18 protein-coding genes are annotated in these 22,147 nt (G+C 71.0%); 6 read left to right on the top strand and 12 right to left on the bottom strand.

Annotated features, from left to right (window positions below):
- Positions 1-11: 11 nt before the first annotated feature.
- Positions 12-656, bottom strand: a complete 645-nt coding sequence (locus ACWFNE_RS02600; protein ID WP_452120900.1) for a malonic semialdehyde reductase — start codon at positions 654-656, stop codon at positions 12-14.
- Between the two features lie 209 nt (positions 657-865).
- Here ACWFNE_RS02600 and ACWFNE_RS02595 point away from each other — a divergent pair, with 209 nt between their 5' ends.
- The gene (locus tag ACWFNE_RS02595; RefSeq protein ID WP_452120899.1) at positions 866-1,561 is read left to right on the top strand and encodes a DedA family protein; all 696 of its coding nucleotides are present in this window, start codon (positions 866-868) and stop codon (positions 1,559-1,561) included.
- Positions 1,562-1,677: 116 nt separating this feature from the next.
- Here the strand turns inward: ACWFNE_RS02595 and ACWFNE_RS02590 are convergent, their stop codons facing one another.
- Together ACWFNE_RS02590 and ACWFNE_RS02585 are read right to left on the bottom strand one after the other, a co-directional pair.
- A complete protein-coding gene (locus ACWFNE_RS02590; protein WP_452120898.1) occupies positions 1,678-1,911 on the bottom strand; it encodes an SCO4848 family membrane protein in 234 nt (77 codons plus the stop codon).
- A 64-nt stretch (positions 1,912-1,975) separates the two neighbouring features.
- Positions 1,976-3,601: a helix-turn-helix domain-containing protein gene (locus ACWFNE_RS02585; RefSeq protein WP_452120897.1), complete on the bottom strand. Its 1,626-nt coding sequence runs from the start codon at positions 3,599-3,601 to the stop codon at positions 1,976-1,978.
- 245 nt (positions 3,602-3,846) lie between these two features.
- On the opposite strand from ACWFNE_RS02585, the gene aceA reads away from it, so the two are divergent.
- Positions 3,847-5,121: an isocitrate lyase gene (gene aceA / locus ACWFNE_RS02580; RefSeq protein WP_452121130.1), complete on the top strand. Its 1,275-nt coding sequence runs from the start codon at positions 3,847-3,849 to the stop codon at positions 5,119-5,121.
- Positions 5,122-5,260: 139 nt separating this feature from the next.
- On the top strand, positions 5,261-6,937 hold the full coding sequence (aceB, locus tag ACWFNE_RS02575) for a malate synthase A (RefSeq protein ID WP_452120896.1): 1,677 nt from the start codon (positions 5,261-5,263) through the stop codon (positions 6,935-6,937).
- 530 nt (positions 6,938-7,467) lie between these two features.
- On the opposite strand, the gene ACWFNE_RS02570 is transcribed toward aceB, so the two are convergent.
- Positions 7,468-7,980: a MarR family winged helix-turn-helix transcriptional regulator gene (locus ACWFNE_RS02570; RefSeq protein ID WP_452120895.1), complete on the bottom strand. Its 513-nt coding sequence runs from the start codon at positions 7,978-7,980 to the stop codon at positions 7,468-7,470.
- Between the two features lie 114 nt (positions 7,981-8,094).
- Here ACWFNE_RS02570 and ACWFNE_RS02565 point away from each other — a divergent pair, with 114 nt between their 5' ends.
- Complete coding sequence (locus tag ACWFNE_RS02565) at positions 8,095-9,033, top strand: NADP-dependent oxidoreductase (protein ID WP_452120894.1); 939 nt, start codon at positions 8,095-8,097, stop codon at positions 9,031-9,033.
- A 211-nt stretch (positions 9,034-9,244) separates the two neighbouring features.
- On the opposite strand, the gene ACWFNE_RS02560 is transcribed toward ACWFNE_RS02565, so the two are convergent.
- The 6 genes from ACWFNE_RS02560 to ACWFNE_RS02535 all read right to left on the bottom strand — a co-directional run bounded on the left by ACWFNE_RS02560 (position 9,245) and on the right by ACWFNE_RS02535 (position 18,818).
- Entirely contained in the window at positions 9,245-9,742 is a 498-nt protein-coding gene (locus ACWFNE_RS02560; RefSeq protein WP_452120893.1) for a hypothetical protein, read from the bottom strand.
- Between the two features lie 94 nt (positions 9,743-9,836).
- Positions 9,837-10,025 (bottom strand): hypothetical protein, encoded by a 189-nt coding sequence (locus ACWFNE_RS02555; protein ID WP_452120892.1) that lies wholly within the window; start codon positions 10,023-10,025, stop codon positions 9,837-9,839.
- A gap of 34 nt (positions 10,026-10,059) precedes the next feature.
- Positions 10,060-10,887 carry a hypothetical protein gene (locus tag ACWFNE_RS02550; RefSeq protein WP_452120891.1) on the bottom strand — a complete coding sequence of 276 codons (828 nt, stop codon included), beginning with the start codon at positions 10,885-10,887 and terminating at the stop codon, positions 10,060-10,062.
- Positions 10,814-11,395, bottom strand: a complete 582-nt coding sequence (locus ACWFNE_RS02545) for a recombinase family protein (RefSeq protein ID WP_452120890.1) — start codon at positions 11,393-11,395, stop codon at positions 10,814-10,816. The genes ACWFNE_RS02550 and ACWFNE_RS02545 overlap by 74 nt, the downstream gene beginning before the upstream one ends.
- A gap of 275 nt (positions 11,396-11,670) precedes the next feature.
- Positions 11,671-11,997, bottom strand: coding sequence for a hypothetical protein (locus ACWFNE_RS02540; RefSeq protein ID WP_452120889.1), 327 nt, complete (start codon positions 11,995-11,997; stop codon positions 11,671-11,673).
- Positions 11,998-12,119: 122 nt separating this feature from the next.
- Entirely contained in the window at positions 12,120-18,818 is a 6,699-nt protein-coding gene (locus ACWFNE_RS02535) for a PA14 domain-containing protein (protein ID WP_452120888.1), read from the bottom strand.
- Between the two features lie 499 nt (positions 18,819-19,317).
- Here ACWFNE_RS02535 and ACWFNE_RS02530 point away from each other — a divergent pair, with 499 nt between their 5' ends.
- Complete coding sequence (locus ACWFNE_RS02530) at positions 19,318-19,743, top strand: hypothetical protein (RefSeq protein WP_452120887.1); 426 nt, start codon at positions 19,318-19,320, stop codon at positions 19,741-19,743.
- On the opposite strand, the gene ACWFNE_RS02525 is transcribed toward ACWFNE_RS02530, so the two are convergent.
- Both ACWFNE_RS02525 and ACWFNE_RS02520 read right to left on the bottom strand, forming a co-directional pair.
- Positions 19,734-20,309: a VanZ family protein gene (locus ACWFNE_RS02525; RefSeq protein ID WP_452120886.1), complete on the bottom strand. Its 576-nt coding sequence runs from the start codon at positions 20,307-20,309 to the stop codon at positions 19,734-19,736. The two genes, ACWFNE_RS02530 and ACWFNE_RS02525, sit on opposite strands and share 10 nt — an antisense overlap.
- A 332-nt stretch (positions 20,310-20,641) precedes the next feature.
- Positions 20,642-21,130, bottom strand: a complete 489-nt coding sequence (locus ACWFNE_RS02520; RefSeq protein ID WP_452120885.1) for a TraG/TraD/VirD4 family protein — start codon at positions 21,128-21,130, stop codon at positions 20,642-20,644.
- 215 nt (positions 21,131-21,345) lie between these two features.
- Between ACWFNE_RS02520 and ACWFNE_RS02515 the strand changes: the two genes are divergently transcribed.
- Positions 21,346-22,050 carry a VWA domain-containing protein gene (locus ACWFNE_RS02515; RefSeq protein WP_452120884.1) on the top strand — a complete coding sequence of 235 codons (705 nt, stop codon included), beginning with the start codon at positions 21,346-21,348 and terminating at the stop codon, positions 22,048-22,050.
- Positions 22,051-22,147: the final 97 nt, after the last annotated feature.

Genomic DNA, 22,147 nt, shown 5'->3' with positions numbered 1-22,147 from the left:
GCGGGCCGCCGTCAGACGGTGCGGGCGACCTCGGCGAAGTCCAGGCGTGTCTGGCGCGGGTACGTCGCGGGCGTCGGGAGGTCGTCGTGCTGCGCGGGTGCCTGCCCGACGTTGATGACGAGCACCGAGCGCCACGACGTGCCGGCGAGCAGGTCCGCGTCGAGGGCGGCGGCGTCGAACCCGCCCATCGGGCCGGCGTGCAGACCGGCGGCGCGCAGGCCGACGATCAGGTACCCGGCCTGCAGGAACGCGTTGTCGCGGGCCATCGCGGCGCGCGCCTCGGGGGCACCGGCAAGGCCCTCGGCGACGGCGGCCATGTGGGGGGCCAGGCGGCTCATGTGCTCGTGGAAGTCGACGTCCGTCGCGACGACGAGGCTCAGCGGTGCGCGCTCGGTCTTCACGCGGTTGCCGTCGGACATGTGCGCGGCGAGGCGCGCGCGGCCCTCGGCGGAGCGGACGACGAGCACGCGCATCGGGCTCGTGTTCATCGCGGTGGGGCCCCAGCGGACGAGGTCGTACACGGCGGCGAGCTGCTCGTCGGTGATCTCGTCGGCGGAGAAGGTGTTGACCGTGCGGGCCTCGCGGAACAGGAGGTCGGCGGTCTGCTCGTCGAGGACGAGCGGGGTCTCGGACGGGCTCAGCGTGTCGGTCGTCATGATTGCTTGAAGCGTCAAGCCATTGCCAGGATTCCGGCGGGTGGCTGTCGCGTCCGTCACACGGGGGTGCGGACGTGTGCCCCAGCCGTCGCGCGTTGGATGAACCTTCGCCGCGCGTTCACCGGATGTCGACAGAAATCGATTGACTGTCGATAGGTTCTCGCGAAAGATCCAGCCATGACCGCCGCGTGCTCGACCAGGTGTGACGCGTGACCGCCGACTGGGTCGGTCAGCTCGCGAGCACCCCCTGGGCCGTCGTCGTGCTCGGGCTCGTCACGGTCGTCGACGGCGTCTTCCCGCCGGTCCCCAGCGAGTCGGCGGTCGTCGCGCTCGCCGCCCTCGGGGCGGCCGGGCGCGGCCCCGGCCCGGTGACCGTGGGCGTCGTCGCGGCGCTCGGGGCCTTCGCGGGCGACCAGGTCGCGTACACGCTCGGGCAGCGCCTGCCCGCCGGCGGACGTGGTGTCGTGCGGACGCGCCACGGCCGGCAGGTCCTCGCCTGGGCCGAGGGCGCCCTCGCGCGGCGCGGCGGCGCGCTGATCCTGGCCGCCCGGTTCACGCCGGGGGGTCGCGTGCTCGTGAACATGACGGCCGGAGCCGTCGGGTTCCCGCGCGGACGCTTCAGCGCGATCGCCGCGCTCGCTGCCGTGCTCTGGGCGGCCGGCTCCGTGCTGCTCGGGGTCGGCGCCGGGCACCTGCTCGCCGCGCACCACCCGCTCGTCGGGACGGGGGTCGGCGTCGCCGGCGGGCTGCTCGTCGGGCTGGTCGTGGACCGCGTGCTGCGGCTGCGGGCCGCGGGTGCGGCACGGCGCCCGGTGCTCCGCCGTGCGCGCGAGGCGGCCGCGTGCGCACGGTGCGCGGACCCCGCGCCGGTCGAGCTGACGTTCGCGGTGCACGGTCCGGCGTGACGGGCTGCGCGTCGGCCCGGCCCGGTGCGGCGGTGCCGTGCGCCGCCCCCCGGAGTCGCCCCGGCGCCGCGCTCCTGCCCGAGGCCTGAGCCTCGGTCAGCCCGCGCGCCCGCGGCTCAGAGGAGCCCGAGCACGCCCAGCACGCCGACCGCGACGCCGAGCGCCAGCGAGACGCCGATCAGCACCGCGTGCACGGTCAGGAACCGGGTCGCGCGCCCCGACGCGTCGCGCGAGCGCGGGTCGGCGGCGATGCGCTGCCAGAAGCGCGGCCAGATGAGCAGGTTCCACAGGCCGGTCACCACGAGGAGGATCGCCCACGGGGTCGGCAGCAGGATCGCGTCGGAGGTCACGGGAACGAGTATCCCGTGGCGCTCGCGGCGGGCATGACGGGCGTCGCACGCGCCCTGCCGACCTTCATGGTGCGTGGCGGTCCAGGAACTCGTACACCTCGGTCGCGTCGACGCCGGGGAACGCCCCGGTCGGCAGCGCTGCGAGCGTGCTCGCGTGCGGGCGGGCGCTGGGCCACGACCGTCCGGCCCACCGCGTCGCGAGCTCCTCGGGCGCCTCGCGGCAGCACGCCGCGTCCGGGCAGCGCGACGCCGCCCGCTCCGGCGTCTCCCGGCCGCGGAACCAGCGCACGTGCGCGAACGGCACGCCGACCGACACCGAGAACTCGCCCTCGGACGACCCCTGCACGCGCGACGTGCACCAGTACGTGCCCGAGGTGGTGTCGGTGTACTGGTAGTACGGGCTGAACCGGTCGGGGATCGAGAACACGACCCGCGCGGTCCAGTGCTTGCACACCGGCTGCCCCTCGATCGCGCCGAGCGGGTCCGACGGGAAGCGCACGCCGTCGTTCTCGTACGCCTTGTGCAGCGTCCCGCTCTCGTGGACCTTCATGAAGTGCACCGGGATGCCCAGGTGCCGGGTCGCGAGGTTCGTGAACCGGTGCGCGGCCGTCTCGTAGGTCACGGCGAACGCGTCGCGCAGGTCCTCGACGGACAGCCGGCGCTCGGCCTTGGCCTCGCGGAGCAGCGCGACCGTGCCGTCCTCGGGGAGCAGGAGCGCGGCCGTCAGGTAGTTGGTCTCGACGCGCTGGCGCAGGAAGTCCCCGTAGTCGCGCGGCTCGGTGTGCCCGAGGACGTGGCTCGCGACCGCCTGGAGCAGCGCGGAGCGCGGGTCCGCCGAGGACGTCAGCCCGTGCGGCAGGTAGATGCGGCCGTGCTCGAGGTCGGTGACGGAGCGCGTCGAGTGCGGCAGGTCGTGCACGTAGTGCAGCGAGAAGCCGAGGTGCGCGGCGATGTCGGCGGTGCCGCGCTGCGACAGGGGGCCGCCCGGGTGCCCGACGGCGTCGAGCAGCCCGCGCGCGTGCTCCTCGAGGTCGGGGAAGTAGTTGTCCTGCGCGCGCATCGTCGCCCGCAGCTCGGCGTTCGCCCGGCGCGCCTCCTCGGGCGTCGCGGCCTTCTCGGTGAGCAGCCGCTGGACCTCCGCCTGGAGCCGGACCAGCGCCTCGAGCGCGTCGCTCGGCAGGGACCGCCCGACCTTGACGAGCGGGACCTGCAGCGACGCGAACAGCGGCCCGCGCTGGGCCCGCTCGAGCTCGACCTCGAGGGCTGCGCGCCGGCTCGGGGCCTCGTCGCGCAGCAGCTCGGCGAGCGGGACGTCGAGGGCGTGCGCGACCTGCTGGAGGAGCGAGAGCTTGGGTTCGCGGTGGCCGTTCTCGAGCATCGACACCTGGGAGGCCGCGCGCCCGATCGCCGAGCCCAGGTCGTCGAGGGTCATGCCGCGCGCGGTGCGCAGGTGCCGGACGCGGCGCCCGAGCACGAGCGTGTCGACGGCCGGCTCCGCGGCGTCGTCGGGCGTGCTCCGGGGGCGCGTGGGGCCCTGGGTGGCCGGGGATCGCGCGGCGCCGCTCCGCTTGTCGGCCGTCGTGCGCGGTCCCGGCCCACGCCGGTCCGCGGTGGTCCGCGCACCCGAGCGGCCCGCTCGCGCCGGGTCGGGGGACTGTCCGGGCCTCGTCGCCTCGGTGGAGATCGCCATGCTCGACCGTCGCAGACCGGCTCCGCTTCTGTCGAGGAGAAGGATCGCCGATCTTCTGCGCGCTGGGAGGGCTCCTGCAGGTCGACGCGGGTCCAGGGTGAGTTGCACGAGGGAACCATCGAGAAGAACCGGAGGACATCGTGAACGAGACGACCGCGACGACGGGGCCGACGAGCACGAGCACGGCACGGGAGCGGTCCGCCGGCACGGCCCGCCCCGGGAGCACGACCCGGCCCGGCGACCAGGTGCAGACGCCCGAGGAGCTGGCCCACGAGTGGGCCACCGACCCGCGCTGGTCCGGCGTCCGCCGCGACCACACCGCCGAGGACGTCGTGACGCTGCGGGGCTCGGTCCGCGAGGAGCACACCCTCGCCCGGCGCGGTGCGGAGTGGCTCTGGGAGCTGCTGCACACCCGCGAGTGGGTCCCCGCGCTCGGCGCCCTGACCGGCAACCAGGCCGTGCAGCAGGTCAAGGCCGGCCTCGAGGCGATCTACCTGTCCGGCTGGCAGGTCGCCGCCGACGCGAACCTCTCCGGCCAGACGTACCCGGACCAGAGCCTCTACCCGGCGAACAGCGTCCCGGCGGTCGTGCGCCGCATCAACAACGCGCTGCTCCGCGCCGACCAGGTCGAGTCGTCGGAGAACGGCGGGCGCCGGACGCGCGAGTGGCTCGCGCCGATCGTGGCCGACGCCGAGGCCGGCTTCGGGGGACCGCTCAACGCCTACGAGCTCATGGCCGCGATGATCGCGGCCGGCGCCGCCGGGGTGCACTGGGAGGACCAGCTCGCGGCCGAGAAGAAGTGCGGCCACCTGGGCGGCAAGGTCCTGGTCCCGACGAGCCAGCACGTGCGCACGCTGAGCGCCGCGCGCCTCGCCGCCGACGTGGCGGGCGTGCCCACGGTCGTCGTCGCCCGGACCGACGCGCTCGGCGCCGACCTGCTCACGTCCGACGTCGACGAGCGCGACCAGCCGTTCCTCACCGGAGAGCGCACGCCCGAGGGCTACTTCCGGGTCCGCCCCGGGCTCGACGCGGTCGTCTCCCGGGCGAGCGCCTACGCCGAGCACGCCGACCTGCTGTGGGTCGAGACGTCAACGCCCGACCTCGCCCTCGCGCGGGAGTTCGCGGAGCGGATCCACGAGCGGTTCCCCGGCAAGCTCCTCGCGTACAACTGCTCGCCGTCGTTCAACTGGCGCTCGCACCTCGACGACGCCACGATCGCGCGCTTCCAGAAGGAGCTCGCGGCGAGCGGCTACGCGTTCCAGTTCATCACCCTGGCCGGCTTCCACGCGCTCAACCACTCGATGTTCTCCCTCGCCCGCGGCTACGCCGAGCGCGGCATGAGCGCGTACGTCGAGCTCCAGGAGGCCGAGTTCGCGTCCGAGTCCGACGGCTACACCGCCACGCGCCACCAGCGCGAGGTCGGCACCGGCTACTTCGACAAGGTCGCCACCGCGATCGACCCCCGGAGCGCCACGCTCGCGCTCGCCGGGTCCACGGAGGCGTCGCAGTTCGCCCACTGAGCGGACGCCCGCCCGCGGGCGGTGCGGGGTCCCCGCGACCCGGGGCCCGTCGCCCCGCACCGTCCGCCCCTCCGGCCCCGGCCGTCCCGCACCAGCCGAACCCACGCACGATCCCGCACGCCCCCGGAAGGAGCACGCCATGTCCACGCTGACCGAGCCGACGACCACCACGTCGACCCCGCTGCCGAGCACCACCGCCCCGACGATCGAGGTCCTGGGCGCCGTCGTGCCCGGGAGCGACACGGTCCTGACCCCCGACGCGCTCGCGTTCGTCGCCGAGCTGCACGCCCGGTTCGCGGGCCCGCGCCACGACCTGCTGCTCGCCCGCCAGCGCCGCCGCGAGCGCGTCGCGAACGGCCTGGACCCGGACTTCCGCCCCGAGACCCGGCACATCCGGGAGGACCCGACGTGGCGCGTCGCCGGCCCCGGGCCCGGGCTGGAGGACCGCCGCGTCGAGATCACCGGCCCGACCGACCGCAAGATGACGGTCAACGCGCTCAACTCGGGGGCGAAGGTCTGGCTCGCGGACCTCGAGGACGCGACGTCGCCGACGTGGGAGAACGTCGTGGGCGGGCAGGCGAACCTCGCGCTCGCGATCCGGGGACGCATCGACTTCACGTCCGACGAGGGCAAGGAGTACCGCGTCGGACCGACGACGCCGACCATCGTGATGCGCCCGCGCGGCTGGCACCTCGCGGAGAAGCACCTGCGGTTCACCGACCGCGCCGGTCAGCGCACGCCGGCGTCCGCGAGCCTCGTCGACGCCGGGCTGTACCTGTTCCACAACGCGCACGCGCTCATCGCGCGCGGCCGGGGCCCGTACCTGTACCTGCCGAAGATCGAGGGCTACCTCGAGGCGCGGCTGTGGAACGACGTGTTCGTGTTCGTCGAGCAGGAGCTGCGGCTGCCGCGCGGGTCGATCCGCGCGACCGTCCTCATCGAGACGATCACGGCGGCGTTCGAGATGGAGGAGATCCTCTACGAGCTGCGCGAGCACTGCGCGGGCCTCAACGCGGGCCGGTGGGACTATATCTTCAGCATCATCAAGAGCTTCCGGGCCCGCGGTCCGCGGTTCGTGCTGCCCGACCGGGCGCGCGTCACGATGACGGTCCCGTTCATGCGTGCGTACACCGAGCTGCTCGTCGCGACGTGCCACCGCCGCGGGGCGCACGCGATCGGCGGCATGTCGGCGTTCATCCCGAACCGCCGCGACCCGGAGGTGACGGAGCGGGCGCTCGCGCAGGTCCGGGCCGACAAGGAGCGCGAGGCCGGGCAGGGGTACGACGGCACGTGGGTCGCGCACCCGGACCTCGTGCCGGTGGCCCGCGCAGTGTTCGACGAGGCGCTCGGGGACCGCCCGGACCAGCGCCACCGCCTGCGCGACGACGTCCGGGTCACCGCCGCGGAGCTGCTCGACATCCCGTCGGCCGGCGGCGGCGAGCCGGGCGCGGTCACCGACGCGGGCGTCCGCAGCAACGTGTCCGTCGCGCTGCGCTACCTCGAGGCGTGGCTGCGGGGCAGCGGCGCCGTCGCGATCGACGACCTCATGGAGGACGCCGCGACCGCCGAGATCTCCCGCTCGCAGCTGTGGCAGTGGGTGCACCACGGCACCGTCACGGCCGAGGGCACGACGATCACGGCAGAGCAGGTCGAGCGGGTGCTCGGGGACGTGCTGCGCGGGCTGCCGCGCACCACGGGCGACCGGTACGACGACGCCGCTCGGCTGCTCCGCGAGGTCGCGCTCGACGAGCACTACCCGACGTTCCTGACGGTCCCGGCGTACACGCAGCACCTCGTCGGGCGGCCCACGCCCTGACGGGGCGGCCGGTCAGCGGCTGTCGGGCCGGTGACCGGCCGCGCTCGGGGGACGCTCGACGCGTGTCCGCCCTGGGCGAAGAAAAAACCTCTGGCGGATCTCCGGAGCCGGACGTAGCGTCGTGGGCACATGGGAAAGGAGGTGGTCCTGAAGTGATTTCTCTTCGGACGCGTGAGGTGACTGTCCGCTAGTCGCCCGAGTACTCGGACGGATTGCTTCGATCCACCCGGTGCCCGCTGGTCCACCAGGACCGCCGGGCGGCGAGCGAGATCCAGGCAGCCACCGCAGCCCGTGGGAGCCGCGCACTCGTCCAGCGTGGCAGGGCCCCGTCGAGGGGCCCGGCCCACGGGCTGTTCCCTGCCCGGACACGGCCCCGGCGAGGGTCCGACCCACCGGCCGTTGCCTGCCCAGACCCGGGCGACGGACGCCGGACCGGCTCGACGTGCGGCGCTCGTGCTTCCGGTGACGGCGGCGTCCCAGGTCCGCCCCGCACGGACGCCGCCAAGGTGCGGCGCCGGTCGCGCGAGACCTCAGTCCTTCCCCGCAGCAGACGTGCGCCGTCGTGGTGCCGCCGAGCGTGGCGGGGTCCGGCGCATGTGGTCCCGCGCGCGGCCCAGGATGTCGGCGAGCGTCTCGACGTCCTCCCGCGACAGCGGTGCGAGCAGCAGGTCGTCGACCACGCCGACATGGCCCGGCAGCACCTCCCCGAGGACGGTGCGCCCCGCGTCGGTGAGCGTCACGGTCACGCTGCGCTCGTCCTCGAGCGACGGCGCGCGGACGACGAGCCCCCGCTTCTCGAGGGTCTGCGCCTGGTACGTCAGCCCGCTGCGGCTGTACACGACCCCGTCGGCCAGGTCGGTCATGCGCCGGCTGCCCCCCGGCGCGTCGCCGAGGGTCGCGAGCAGCTGGAACTGCACGTAGCTCAGCCCGCCGGCGTCCTGCAGCTGCAGCTCCACCGCGTGCTTGAGCAGGCTGCTCGCCTCGATGAGCGCGAAGTACGCGCCGAGCTGCACGGCGTCCAGGGAGCGCGGGTACGGGGACATGGTCCAGATCCTATCCATGCTTCGAACCCGTAGCACTTGCTTCTGATTCGAAGCAGTACTACCGTCGTCCGCAGTTGCTTCGAACCCGAAGCACACGATGGACGGAGAACGACCATGAAGGCAGTGCACTTCCACGAGACCGGCGGCCCCGAGGTCCTGCGCTACGAGGACGCACCCCAGCCCGAGCCCGGCGCCGGGGAGGTGCGGGTCCGGGTCGCCGGCTCCGCGTTCAACCCCGCGGACGGCGGGATGCGTGGCGGGTTCCTGCCGATCCCGATCACGCTGCCCCACGTCCCCGGCTACGACGTCTCCGGCACGGTCGACGCCCTCGGTGACGGGGTGACCGGCCTCTCGGTGGGCGACGCGGTCGTGGGCTTCCTCCCGATGACCGCGAACGGCGCGGCGGCCGAGTACGTCGTCGCCCCCGCCGGCACCCTGGTCCCGGCGCCGACCCGCATCCCGCTCGCCGACGCGGCCGGGCTGCCGTCCGTCGGGCTCACCGCCTGGCAGGCGCTGTTCGAGGCGGCCGCGCTCCAGGCAGGCCAGCGCATCCTGGTCAACGGCGCCGGCGGCCCCGTCGGCGGCTACGCCGTGCAGCTCGCGAAGCGGGCCGGCGCCCACGTCGTCGCGACCGCGAGCCCGCGCAGCCGGGAGAGCGTGCAGGCGTCGGGGGCCGACGAGATCGTCGACCACACCACGACCTCGCTCCTGGACGCCGTCGCCGAGCCCGTCGACGTCCTGCTCAATCTCGCGCCGATCACCCCCGAGCGGTTCACCGCCCTCGCGGCGCGGGTGCGCGACGGCGGCGTCGTCGTCTCCACGACCCCGATGGTCGAGACGCCCGGCGACCCGGAGCGCGGGGTGCGTGCCGTCACGGTGTTCGTGCACCCCGACGCCGACGTGCTCGCCCGGCTCGTCGCTCTCGTCGACGGCGGCGAGCTCCGCGTCGAGATCGCCCGCCGCGTGCCGCTCCGCGAGCTGCCCGCGCTCCACGCGCAGGCCGAGGCCGGGCTGGTGCACGGCAAGGTCGTGGTCGTGCCGTCGGGGGAGTGACCGGCCGGGCGCGGGGCGGGCGGGTCAGCGGGCCGACGGCTGGTCGGGCGCCTGCGCACGGACCCCCACGCGGGCCTGGGCGCTCCGCGGGCAGGTCGACGCTCAGCGCGGTGTCCTGCGGCGGGCCGCCCGCGGCGTCGCAGGACCGGACGCAGGACCGCCCGGCGGTTCGTCAGGTCGAGGCGCCGGGCGGTCGAGCAGTCACGACGGCTCAGGTGTACGGGTTGTCGTAGTACTGGTTCGCGCACCAGTCGGAGCCGGTCGTGTCCTCGCACACGTAGACGCGGATCCCCTTGATGTTGTTGCTGCCCTGAAACGACCCGCCCGTGGTGGAGCTCTGGCCGCCCGAGCACGAGTCGTTGACGCGCGAACCGGTGTGGGAGCTCACCGTCTGGTAGATCACCATGTACGTGTAGATTCCCTCGTCGTCACAGCTGGTGTCCCAGGCCACTTTCGTGACATTGGAGATGTTGGCGTAATTGGAGCTGGACCAGTCCCAGGACGCATAGCCCTGACCGCCCGGCGTGTAGAGCCAGCCGCCGCCCGCCGCGGCCGCCGGCGCAGCCCCACCGAACATCGCTGCACCGGCCAGGAGCGTGGTCGCAGCCGTTGCGGCGAGGGCGCGCGAGCTCCGTCGCTTCGTGAGCAGAGTTGCCATCAAGACCTCCGTGAGCGGTGAAAAAAGAGAACACATCGTGCCGTCGAGCACGCCGCTCACCTTTCCTGACGTCGCGAACGAGGCGCCAGGTGCTACTTCTGCGCGAAGAGGCCAATCGACTCTGACGCCGCGGTGGTAATGCACCTCAGCACGTCCGGGAAGCGGCGAGCTCGTTGACCGCACGGTGGAGAGGTTCGGCCGCCTGCTGACCCTCCTCGCCGTGGGCGAACCACGGCTCGTCCCCGGCGTGCTCGACGACCTCTTTCGCGAGCGCCTCGATACGCCGCAGGTAGTCGATCTCGTCCTCACGCTGTTTCCCCGGCATGAGCGCCATCCTGGTGTCCTGCGCGTGCTCGGGATCCAGCGGTTCATACCGACGACGAGCGTCGGCGCGGGCGTGTGACGACGTCGAGCGAGACTCCGGTGACGTCCGCGGGGTGGTATCGGCCGTCGTAGACGGCGAAGGACCGCAGTCGGGGCAGTGTGGCGAGCGCGTCGATATGGGTGAGGGTTCCCAGGGTGATGATCTGGAGCCATTCGAGCTCGGGGCACTGAGCGAGCGGGCTCACGTCTACCTCGGCGTCCGGCTCTGGGGGCCGACCGGAGATGCGGAGGCGCTGCAGTCGTGGGAGCTGGGCCACGCCGTCGAGGCGGGTGAGTCGCGCGTCGTCGAGAACGAGCGACTCGACGCGGGACGGAGGGGTGTTCCAGCCGAGGTCGATCACGTGGTGGCGTGCTCGGATCTTGACGCTGCGCAGAGCGGTGCAGCCGTCGAGGACGTGGAGGTCGGGGTGCTCGTAGCGGCCGATGCCGACGAGATCGAGGTGCGGGCATGCGGACAGGGCCCCGGCGTATCGCTTGGGGGAGTTGACGACGAGCTCGACGATCTCAGGGAGCTGCTCGGTGTGGACGACCTGGGTGGGGGTGCCCCAGACTTCCAGGGCTTTCAGGCGGCGCAGGGCGGCGTCGGGGATCTGGGTCGCTCGTGAGCAGTCGAGTTGGAGCACCTGGAGCGACTCGAGGTCGGCGAGCCAGTCGAGGTCGCCGCGCTTGAGCGGGGCGAGCGCTGCATGGCGCAGGTAGACGCCGGCCACGGAGTCGGTGTGCAGCGCCTCTATCTGCTCAGGCGTCGGAGGCTGGTCGAAGACGGCGCTCTTGTAGGACCGGCCTGCTCGGGGGTAGTAGGCGTAGGGCACGCGACTGTCCTCTCAGGCTCGCGGGCGCGGCTCCGGCTCGGGCTGCCCGGCGGCGGCGACGGGTGTGGCGTGTCGGGGTGGCATGTGGCGCGGGTGGTGCCGGTCTTGACGGTGATCTCGGCCATGGTGTGCCCGGCCTCGCGCAGGTGGATCGCGTAGGTGAGCTTGTCCGGGTCGACGACGCTGGGTCGTCCGCTGCGCCGGCCGGTCTTGGCGGCGACGGCGCGGGTGTGGACGGCGCGCTCGAGCATGGAGGTGCGTCCCATCTGCGCGAACAGCGCAAGCAGCACGAAGGCGAGCCGGCCCATGGGCCGGTAGGTGTGCACGACGATGACGCCGCCTCGAGGGCGTAGTCGAGCAGCGCGGTCAGCCCGGGGCGGTCGGTGTGGGCGCCGGACTTCTTGTCGACGAAGATCCGCTCGGCTGGGATGCCGGCCGCGGTGAGGGCGTCGATCTGCCGTTCGAGGTCCTGCTTGGCGGTCGAGACCCGCGCGTACCCCAGCTCCACGCCGTGACCGTAGCGGAACTCGTCGCCGTAGCGGCGTTGTGCGACGCGTGTTTGGCGAGGGCTTGTGGAGCGCGACACGCCGTCACGGCCGACGTGGGGGAGTGGGCACGGCGGACCGTCTCACTTCCAAGGGACTGAGACGGCGATGCGATGCGTGTTCCTGATGCCCGGGACCGGTGACGAGCTCCGGCGAAAATAGACAAGATCTTCTACGCACGTCGGCGGCGGTGCAACGCGTCGACGAACCGCGTGGAAGTATCGGCCCCTCGTTTGGCTCAGCAGGCGAATTCGTCGCGATATTCCGCGAGCGTCATCGGCCGCCCTTCAACGGAGAACATCCCTTTTGGAAGTTTTTGCAGTTCCTCAAATTCTACGACGGCGCCATACCCTCCCTCGTCGGAGAAGATGTCAATCGACGCGACCGCCAACTGCGAATAGTCACCTCCAGTGACTGCCCATGCTGTGTCGCTCAATGCCACGGGTTGTTCCGGGTCTCCTTCGAAATCGGAGGCGGTCCAGTCCGGATGGTCGACTGCCTCGGTCGAAATGCGGTTGATCTCTGCTGACGTGATCACATCGCCAGCGCACGTCGGCAGGGCCACTGAGAGGACCTCGTTATCGAGACGAACTCCTATCGACGTTCTCTCGGGGTCGGAGGGCAGCATCGCACAGCCTGAAGATATCGCGAGCAGAAGGCTCAGGGCTACTGATGGTGCCAGTCGTCTCAACATGTGTAATCCCCTGCTTTTAGGCCCGCTGCTATTTCGAATCGGTTTGCGCAGGCGTCGCTACCCGCTAGCAAATATGCAACTCCGAAGGCCAAGCCGCCTCTCCTCCATTGTTCGACGTGCACCGCTTCGTGCCCGATGTAGACCTTCGTAACGCTACTTGATTTCGGGCCGGCGAGGTAGGTCGCGCCGATGGTTATCCCACCCCTCACGTACGCGTGACCCCATCCGCCCTGGCACACGCGCACGCCGTACTGCTTAGAGCACTTGCCGCCTGTAGCTCTCGAATAGAACAGGGCGACCCCCCCAAGCGCACTCGCTTCGACGCGATTGCGCCATCGGAAGTAGGAGATCCCGGCACTCAGGAGTTTCTTCCGGACGCTGGACTTGCGCGTCGTACCAGTCAGGTCCAATTCATTCACCGGATCGCTGGGGTAGACGTAGGCGTTGTGGACGCCGCCTTCGACGGGATCGACAGACAAGAAGCGTCCCAGGGCGGGGAGGTAGACGCGGGCGCCCATCTCGATGGCGGCGATGGTGGAGGCGTGCTCGTACAGCTTCTGGTGTTGGCCGACCCAGGTGTTGTCGGCGTCGGAGGGCTGGTTGTTGGGGCCGGCGTCGTCGGAGGTGAGGGTGCCGAGGTTGCCGGTGGTGGGGTCGAGGATCTGGCCGAAGGGGTCATAGGTGGTGATGGTGGCCGAGCGGGTGCCGGTGTGGTCGGCGGTGACGATGACGTCGCCGTGGATGTTCGGGTAGGACCACGTCGGGGTGCCGGTGGTCGGCAGGGACACCACGACCCCGCCGGGCAGGGCGAGAGTGCGCTGGACGACGCTGGCTGAGGTGGCGTCCAGGACCAGGTCGGGGCTGTCGCCACCGCCGGTGAACGCGTACCGGGCGACCGTGGTGGTGCTGCCCACCTTCTGGGTGCGGGACACGATGCGGTCAGAGGCGTCGCGCTGGTAGGTCACCGCGGTGCTTCCGACCGTGGTGGAGGTGTGCCGGTTGGCGGCGTCGTAGGTCAGGGTCTGGTCGGCGAGCTTGGTGGTGTTCCCGCGCTTGTCATAGGCCAGGTTGGCGACCGCGACGGTGGGCGTCGGGACGGTGCTGAGCGGCCCGGAGGTCAGCAGGGTCGCACCCTGGGGCGCGTTGGTGGTCGTGTTTGCAACGAGGCGGTCGGCGTTGTCGTAGCAGGACGTGACCGTGTACGCCGTAGCGGTGTTGCCGTCCTTGATGTCGGTCAGGGTGGTCCTGTTGCCGTTGGCCCCGGCCCGCGGGTTGGCGCCGGTGGGGCAGTTGGCCGGGGTCCCGTACCCGTAGGTGAGCTGGTGGCGCGGGATGGTGGCGGTGGTCAGGTGACCGGCACCGTCGTAGCCGTAGGTCGAGCTGGCCGGTGTGGTCCCGGTGGCGTGGACGGTGTCGGACAGGGCGCGCCCGGCCTGGGATCGCACGACGGTGCCCTTCACCGTCGACGAACCCGCGAACGCTGAGGTGAGCTCGCGCAGCGCGCCGGCGGGGTCACGGGCGATGGTCAGCGAGGTGCCGTTGCCCGCGTTGCCGGTGCCGCCGGGGTAGGCCACGGAGGTGAACTCGGGGGTGGGCACGCCGGCCGCGGAGATGTAGTTCGGCACGGCGATGGGCTTGCCTCCGTCGACGGCCCTGCCGCCCTCGAGGACCTTCGTGATCTTGCCGTCGGTGTCGTACTCGAGCGCGGTCTTGAACGTCCTCCCGACCGCGGTCGTGGTGGACAGCTCGGGGCGCCCGACGTTGTCGTAGGTGGTGGTCGTGACCACGCCCCAGACGTCGGTGTAGGACACGACCCGCCCGAGCAGGTCGACCACGGTCGTGGTCGTCCCCCCGTTCGGGGAGCCGGTGACCGACGGGTCGGAGGTGGAGGACACCAGCGGGTTGCCCCCGACCTTGTAGTTGGAGGTGACGGTCCGGTCCGGGTAGGTCGTGGTCAGGGCGCGGCCGCGGTCGTCGAAGGCGGTGCACGTCCAGGCCGTGTCCCCGGAGCGCTTCGTCCCGGCCACGGCGCCCCACCGGTTGTACAGGTAGGACGTCACGACCGGCTCACCGGTGGTGGGGGCGGGGTCGGTGGCGGTCTTGAGCAGACCGGCCTGGCTGACTTCGGCGGTCACTCCGCAGGCTGCTTCGATCGGGCCGCTTGTGTCGCCGTAGTAGGCGTAGGTGGTCCCGAGGTTGGTGGGGGTGGTGGCGCCGGCGGTGGAGGGCAGGAAGCGTCCGGTGCGGCGCAGGTACCCGGCGCCGAGCCCTTCGTAGGTCGTGGTGGTCGTCAGCGCGAGGCCGGTGGGGTCCTCGATGGTGGCGGTGGGCAGGCCGAGCCAGGGGTTGGCGTAGCGGGTCTCGGTGCGCTGGCTGGGGACCTGCGCCGAGGAGACCGCGGGAGTACCGGCCGGGACCGAGGTCGGGGCGGCGTCGTCGACCGTGGTCGAGGTGACCAGTCCGTAGTCCGGTGCCAGCTGCGCGACGGGTAGGAGGGAGAAGTTGGGGGCGGTCCCGGGTAGCTGCCAGAACAAGGCGAGCTCGCCGGTGGCGCCGTGGTCGGCGTAGTCGATCCGGATCCGCACGACCTCGCCTTGCTTGGCGTCCTTGTAGGTCTTGTCCGCGGAGCGGTGACGGGCTCCGCCGATCCAGTCGTCGATGAGCAGGACGTCGTTGATCCAGACCCGGACGTCGTCGTCGGCGTAGGTCGTGAACACGTAATCACCCGTCTTGGGCAGGGTCAGCACGCCGGTCATGCGGGCGGACCACTCGTCGGCGTTGACCCCCGTAGCGGGGGACCCGGTCCAGTTGTGGTCGATCACCCCGTTTGCGTCGCCGGTGTTCAGGCCGAAGGTGACAGGCTGACCGGCCAGGCGGCGGTTGTTGTAGTAGGCGACGTTCAGTCCGCGCAGGTTCTCGTCGTACCCGGTCGTGGTGTGCGCAGGGGTGATCGGGCAGGTGGCGAGGGGTCGGCGGTCGGTCCCAAAGCATGCGGCCGGCGCGGGCCCGTAGGTGTCGGTGGCACGGTCGCGCTGGTCGTACAGCGTCGTGGTCATCCGCCCTGCCGCGTCGGTGGCGGACTCGATCTGGTCCTTGGCGTTCCAGACCTGACGGCTGGTGTAGTTCATCGACGTGGTGTCGGTGAGCTGGCGCCACGCCTTGTCGAACGTGACCGTGCGCGCGTGCCCGGGAACGTTCGTGCGGTCCACGTAGGACGTGGTCCCGTCGTACGCAAAGGTTGTCTTCAGGCGCTTGGTCTCGTCGATCCCGTCGGGTGCGGGCAGCGTGACGGCGGTCGCCTTGCGGTCGGTGTCGTAGGTGATCTCCACCGTGGTGGCGGGGGACGGTGTGCGAGTCTCGTCGGCGCCGAGCCAGTCCATCAGCAGTGGTGTGCGCAGCTCGATGATCTGCCCGGCTGCGTCGTACCGGAAGTCGGTCTTCTCCTCGCCCGGGTCGATGATTCGGATGAGCCTGCCGGCGGCGTCGTAGGCCAGGGTGGTGGAGTCCCCGAACTCGCCGGCCTTGTCGCCGGGGTAGACGATGCGGCAGATCATCCCCGCTGGCGCCGAGGCGAAGACTTGGTTCTTGTCTGTGGGCGGCGTCAGGCACGCCTGGGTGCCGTTGTCCGTAGGCAGGCCGGGGGGCGCGGTGTCGCCAGGGTAGAAGAAGCGGACCGCCTTCCCGGAGACCGGGTCGGTGATCTTCTCCGCCTGCCCGGTGCTGGGCTTGAAGGTCGTGACCGGTGTCGCGGGCTTGCGGGCGTCGGCCGGCGTGCTCGTGGAGACCAGGCGGCCGGTGGTCCCGAAGACGTAGACGGTGCCGTCCTCCTCGGTGAGGGTGACCTGCCCGTCGGTCGACAGGGCCAGCACCCCGTACTCCCCGGTCGGTGGGGTGTACCCGCCGGTGGAGGTGCGGGTGTAGGTGTGCGCGGTGCCGGTGGTGTCGGTGACGATGACCGCGCCGGTCTCGACCGAGACGAAGGCGTAGTCGCCGGCGTCACCGGCGATGGGCGTGGAGGCCCCCCAGCCCGACGGCAGGGCGGCCACGGTCGGCGACAGCCACGACGCCGGGACGATGAACTGCTTCTTGTCCGGGTCGGCCACGTTCCGGGCGTACAGCTGCACCGTGGCCCCGCCGCCGTGCTCGTAGAAGTCCACGGTGATCGGGGTCGGCGCGGCGAGTAACGCCTTGGGGGTGCCCCAGTCGAGCACGACGGTGCTCGGGGACCACTTGTTCAAGACCTGGGTGCCGTCGACGGTGACCCGGGCACCGTCGTCACGGGCGATACCGAACTCCCAGGTACCGGCGGGTGGGGTGATGTACCCGGTCCACCGGACCATGAACGTGTCGGCCGGGACGGCGGGGGCGGGGGAACCGGTGCCCCAGTCGAAGTGGATGTTCGAGTCTGTGCGGGTCAGCACCGGCTCACCGGCAGTGGCGAAGTCGAACGACGGCGCTCCCCCGGCGGCGGGGGTGACGTCGTAGTACCGCCCTGTCAGGCCGCGTTCCTGGGTGGCCTGGGAGTTGTAGCTGAACGCCAGCCCCATCGCACCGCCCACGGTGCTGACGGTGGGGGAGGCGAACCGGAGCCCGACGTTGCCGTTCGCGAGGTTCACGGTGACCGGGCCGACCTGCTCGACGGGCGCGGGCCCGGACTCCGCCAGGCGCCGGTTCACGGTCAGGCGCGAGCGCCATGTCACCGGGGAGGTGTCGTAGGCGTCCTTGGTCAGGATCGTCCAGGTGTAAGTCCCACCGTCACGCAGCGCCCCGACCGGGAGGTCGAATGAGGGGGTGGCCTGCCACCCGGACGTCCACACGGTGCCGGTGGTCGCGTCCGGGCCGGTGACCACGCGCGCCTGGTAGGTCAGCGTGTCACCTTCGGGGTCGGTGACCGGGGCGGTGGCAAGGGTGGGTTGGGTCGTGGTCCTGACCACCCCGTCCACGAGATCTTCCGTGGTGGGCTGGGCGACGGTGGGCAGCTGGTTGGTGGTGAACGTCCAGGTGGCCGAGCTGCGCACCGTGGTGGTGCCGTAGTACCCGTCGAGGCCGTTGACCACGTCGGCTCGCCAGTAGTACCGCGTGCCCTGCGCCAAGCGACCGGCAGGGACCTTGATGGAGTTCTGGCCGATCCAGCCCGAGTCCCACGCGGTGCCGACCTCGACGTTGGGGTTGGTGCTGACCCGGAAGCGCCAGTTCATCCCGGTGTCGGTGTTGTCCGTGCTCGCCACCGCCAGGGTCGGGGTGATGCTCGCGCGGGTGTCGTTCGCCGGTGCGGGGGCCGCGGCCGGGCCGGGGTTGGGGAAGTCGACCCAGTCGACCCACAGCTCGCTGTCGAGGTTCTTGTAGGTGTAGAGCCCGGGGATCTCCTCACCGGACAGCATCAGGTAGTTCCCGGCTGTGCCTTCGCGGACCCACTTCGCGATCCGCATCCCGAAGCCGGGTGCCTCGAACCAGCCATCCGCGCCGACGTACCCGTGCGTGAGGGCCTCACCCTTGCCGGTGTACCCGAACGCGGTGGCGTGGCTGGCCAGGAGCTCGGACAGCTCGGTGGTTCCGGCCCCGTCGACGCGGGCGTAGACCTGGGCGTCGAGGATCTGGTGGCCGAAGAACTGCTCGTAGTTGTAGTGCAGCACCGTGCGCCAGTACGTGTTGGCGTTGCTCGAGCGGGAGTTGCCGACCTTCGCCCCGGCGTTGTGAACGACGGTGCCGTCGGACTTGTAGGCGTAGACGTTCTCGTCGGGGGTCGCGCCGCGGAACGTCGGGTCGATCGAGACCGGGTAGACCCGGTCCGGGTTGGTCAGCCATGCCTGGCTCGGGCTCAGGGTCAGCAGCCACCCGGTGCCCGACCGCTCGAGGGTCATCGGGACGTTCTTCTCCGCGGGCTCGGACTTGCCCTTCACGCCCGAGGAGTCGAACATCAGCGCCGGCGGGATGGACATCTGCACCTGGCCGTCGGACACGAGGTCGAACGACCCGTCCTTGCCCTCCACGACGGTGAACCCGGTCCCCGACAGCCGCCACGTCCACGACGTCGCCTTCTTCGGAGCCTTGTCCAGGACGAGGGCCTCCTTGACGCTGTCGGTGGTGACCTCGTACTCCAGGTCCACCCCCGGGTACACCGACTCATACTCCGCGTCCGAACCCGAGCGCTCGAGCTTTTGATCCGCCGCGCCCTGGAGAGCCACCTGCACCCGCGTGCCCGGTCGGCGCAACGTCAGGAGCTTGTCCGAGGCCGACGTCGCCGCGAACTCCGGCGCCAGCGGGTGCGCGGAGACCCGCCCACCACCACCGGTCACCGCGGCAATCTTCGTCGAGATCGGCTCCCAGTCCCCCGGGGCGGTCTCCACATTCAGCTGCGCCGCAGACAGCCGCGTGGTGAACGACCCGTCCTCGTTCTCGTACACCTCGCGATGGGTGTCCTGCTCCACGATCTGGGAGGTGTCTTCATCGAAACCCGAGCCCGTGTCGTCGTCGAGGTCACGCGCCGGTGCCGGGGTGGGCTCGAACGTCGGGACCACGCCGGTGAAGTCCCCGGTCGGGACCCCACCCGTCAGAGGCGCGGGCGCCTCCGACACCAGGGGCGCGACCTCCGTCGGAGTGGGCGCCGGCGGCGCCTCGACCTCGGCCGAAACGTCCGCCTGCACCGGCGTGGCGAGCGTGCCCACCAGCGTGGCCGCGACCGCTCCTGCCACGAGCGAAGCCCGCGTGCCCCTCGCAATGACGGACAGACCATTCCAGCGCGCGCGCATAGCGCCCCCCACCACTACGCCACGCTGCCGCGGGCTCCCTGTCGACAGCCCGTATGCGAGCTCGACCCCACCAGTCGGCAGCACCCCTGTGACGTCCGCGGTGGCGCCACCGTAGCGGCCAGCCCCACAGGTCACGCACAGATTCGCCCGGCGCGCTCAGTCAGAAGCGCCCGATCACCCATGCGGCCCAGCCCGCACCACCTCAGCAGAGCGGCCTCCGACGCGACCAACCCTGGGCCGTGTCGCCACGACGCCGCGACCGACCAACACCCGTCTCACTACCAAGGATGTGAGATGTCGCCCTGGTGGAATAAGTGCGACCAATTCGTTCGACGCTTCACTTTGCTGTTGCAGGACGTCCACGAAGGCTTGACGTGCAGGTCACGGCGCTGCCACGGTGCGATCACGCTGTCCGCTCGGATGGCTCGACACAGGGGAAAAGATGCAAAAGCTGACACAGCACTCTCGCCGGACGATGGCGGTCCTCGGCACGACGATCGCCATGCTGCTGCTCCTGAGTGCGCCTGCTCAGGCGTACACCAGGACCTGGTCCTACTCCGGAGAGTTTCGGGCGTCACTGTCGACGTCGTCGTTCAACAACACTGCGGTGGGTGAGATCAAGATCACCGTCAGCCCGGGCAACTGCACGTCCGGATTCAACTCGATCAAGTTCAAGTTGCTGAAGCAGAATTCGGCGACGATCTTCGTCGACTACGGCACCCAGAAGACGGTTACCTGCAACACAACCGCAACCTACACCTACCCGTCTGCGCCCACCGGGTCGTACAAGATGTACTTCTCGCGTTCCGGTCCGACGGGTCAGGACGAGAACTGGAAGAGCGTCTCCGGGACAGTTTACTACTGGTGATCCCGACTCGCTCGCACCGGCTCTCTCGACGGGTCCGTCAACTTCGGTCGAAGTTTTATAACCCCGAGAATTGACGCGAGAATCCCGCCGGTGACGTTCAGTAGAACGTCACCGGCGGACGCAATTCGGCCGGTCGGTGCAGCGTACTGCAGTATCTCGATAGACAGTGAGGCGACGATCACGAGAGCGATCAGCTTGGGCAACGTGATGCTGCGCGACAGGACCGGCAGGAGAAGGCCGATCCACGACAGCAGGAGGAAGTTGATGGCTAGTTCAGCGGCGCCTGTGAGCGAGACGGTGGCGTCGGCAAGTTGACCACCGAGTTCCTTGAGAGCGTTCCACTCGACATAGTGCTCGGGAGCTGCTGCGCCTACCGGTACTAGCGTGATGGCGGCGGTGAAAGCAGCGCCAGTTGTGAGCAGCGTTCCTGCCGCGCCACGCACGAGCGCATCTCGCCACGTGTAACCTCGAGACTTCAAAATAAGCGCCGCGACGCCGGCGATAAGGCACGTCACCGCAAGCATCGCGGCGATGAGACCCGGGCTGACTATGCGTGTGTACTGCATCGGTGCCCCCTTTGCTGATCCTCAAGCGAGGAGTTGCTCGTGCTTGCCTCAGATCGGCTCGATAAAGGCACGTCGAGCGGGCGTCTGAGCCTGCTCATGCCGCTTCGGTGCTCGCCCTTAACGACAGGGACGCTTCCGCTCGGAGGCATGCTCAGGACTGTATCGAATGAACGGTTGGCCGTGGCAAACTCGGCATCGGGTTCGGCTGAGGAGTCTCGACCCCGCTCGGTCATTGTCGTCCGCCTTGGCGGTCGGGGGTGTTCGGTAGCTGACCGCGGAGTCGTGGGGATGCTCCCCAGGCTCGTCGGGTCTCCCCCACTCGCCGAGGTCCATCAGGCTTCCACCGCCTCGGGCGCGGCCTGGGTGCGCTGGTAGTCGGCCATGACGTCGTGGATGGTGCGTTCAGCGGCGGGGTCGTGGCGGCGGATGGAGGCCAGCACGGCGTCCTTGTCGGGGCCGGTCATCCACGGGACGGTGCGCGCGAGGGTGGGTCGGGCGCCGGAGCCGATGACGATCGCCCGGCCCTTGGGCAGGGCGCCGAGGTCGGCGACGTCGAGGACGCGTTCGCGGGCGGCCTGCCGGGACACCGAGCGGCCGTGCTTGGAGGAGGACGTGGAGGTGGCGGTGCGCTGGTACTCGCCGATGAGCTGGGAGATCTCGGAGAGGAACTCGACCTCGGCGACCCCGCCGCCGTAGACCTTGATGGTGGCGGCGGACCAGAGCTTGCGCATGCCGTCGTGGCCCCAGACCTCGACGCCTTGGGACCAGGACTGCAGGAAGGTGTCGACGATGATGCCGCGCGAGCGGTAGTGGGAGTACATGGAGCGCTGTGCAGAGAAGAAGGTGGCCCTGACCCGGCTGGGCGCCGGTGGTGAGCCGCAGAGAGGAGCTGTCCGACCGCTCCCCGGCGAGCCCGATGCCTCGGGCGGAGCCTGACCGCCGCCGTCCGGGCGACCGCCGCCCGAACCGCTCACGCGCACCGCCGCCGTGCGGCAGGGTGGTGCGGCACCCCGCACCGTCCCCCGGAAGGCCCCTCATGGCGATCTCGTTCGAGAAGCTCCAAACCCGCGCGCCCGAGCTGGTCAACCTCGCCAAGAAGGCGCAGTTCAACCTCAGCAAGCATGATCTGGAGGGCCACGCCGCGAAGGTCGCGCTGTGCCTCGACCACTCCGGGTCGATGCGCACGGCGTACGCGAGCGGGCAGATGCAGGCGCTCGCGGAGCGGGTGCTCGCGCTCGGGACGCAGCTCGACGACGACGGCGCGATCGACGTGTTCTTCTTCGGGACCGAGGCGTGGCACGCGGGGGAGCTCACGCTCGACGACTACGTCGGTGGCGTCGACCGGCTGCGCGCAGGCCGGCACCTCGGGCTGACCGACTACGCCGGCGCGATCCGCGCGGTGCGGGAGCACTACGGCCTGACCGACCCCGGCGCGACGGCGGACCTTCCCGTGTACGTGCTGTTCCTGACCGACGGCGCTCCCACGAGCCGCACCGCGGCGACGAACGAGCTGCGCGACGCGTCGGGCAGCCCGGTGTTCTGGAAGTTCCTCAGCATCGGCAGCGAGGACATCCCGTTCCTGCAGAAGCTCGACGACCTCACGGACCGCGTCGTCGACAACGCCGACTACCAGCCCGTCGGCGACCTCGCCGCCGTCAAGGACCAGGCGCTGTTCGACCTGCTGCTCGTCGAGTACCCCGAGTGGCTCGCCGAGGTGCGGGGTCGCGGGATCCTGCGCTGACCGGTGCGGGCGGCACGGGCCGGGCGACGGCGGCGCTGCGTGCGGCTCACGGGCGGACGACGGCGGTGCCCGGCCCGTGGCGGCGCGCTCCGGACCG

This window comes from Cellulomonas sp. NPDC055163 (genome assembly GCF_053607065.1).
Note: the sequence above shows the minus strand (reverse complement) of the source record. Positions and strands in the feature narration are given on the sequence as shown.

Bases quoted from the DNA above. Each gene is read 5' to 3' on its own strand.
- ACWFNE_RS02515 (WP_452120884.1), top strand. From the start codon at position 21,346: ATGGCGATCTCGTTCGAGAAGCTCCAAACCCGCGCGCCCGAGCTGGTC.
- aceB (WP_452120896.1), top strand. From the start codon at position 5,261: ATGTCCACGCTGACCGAGCCGACGACCACCACGTCGACCCCGCTGCCG.
- ACWFNE_RS02600 (WP_452120900.1), bottom strand. From the start codon at position 656: ATGACGACCGACACGCTGAGCCCGTCCGAGACCCCGCTCGTCCTCGAC.
- ACWFNE_RS02570 (WP_452120895.1), bottom strand. From the start codon at position 7,980: ATGTCCCCGTACCCGCGCTCCCTGGACGCCGTGCAGCTCGGCGCGTAC.
- ACWFNE_RS02520 (WP_452120885.1), bottom strand. From the start codon at position 21,130: ATGTACTCCCACTACCGCTCGCGCGGCATCATCGTCGACACCTTCCTG.
- ACWFNE_RS02530 (WP_452120887.1), top strand. From the start codon at position 19,318: ATGCAAAAGCTGACACAGCACTCTCGCCGGACGATGGCGGTCCTCGGC.
- ACWFNE_RS02525 (WP_452120886.1), bottom strand. From the start codon at position 20,309: ATGCAGTACACACGCATAGTCAGCCCGGGTCTCATCGCCGCGATGCTT.
- ACWFNE_RS02555 (WP_452120892.1), bottom strand. From the start codon at position 10,025: ATGGCGCTCATGCCGGGGAAACAGCGTGAGGACGAGATCGACTACCTG.
- ACWFNE_RS02585 (WP_452120897.1), bottom strand. From the start codon at position 3,601: ATGGCGATCTCCACCGAGGCGACGAGGCCCGGACAGTCCCCCGACCCG.
- ACWFNE_RS02565 (WP_452120894.1), top strand. From the start codon at position 8,095: ATGAAGGCAGTGCACTTCCACGAGACCGGCGGCCCCGAGGTCCTGCGC.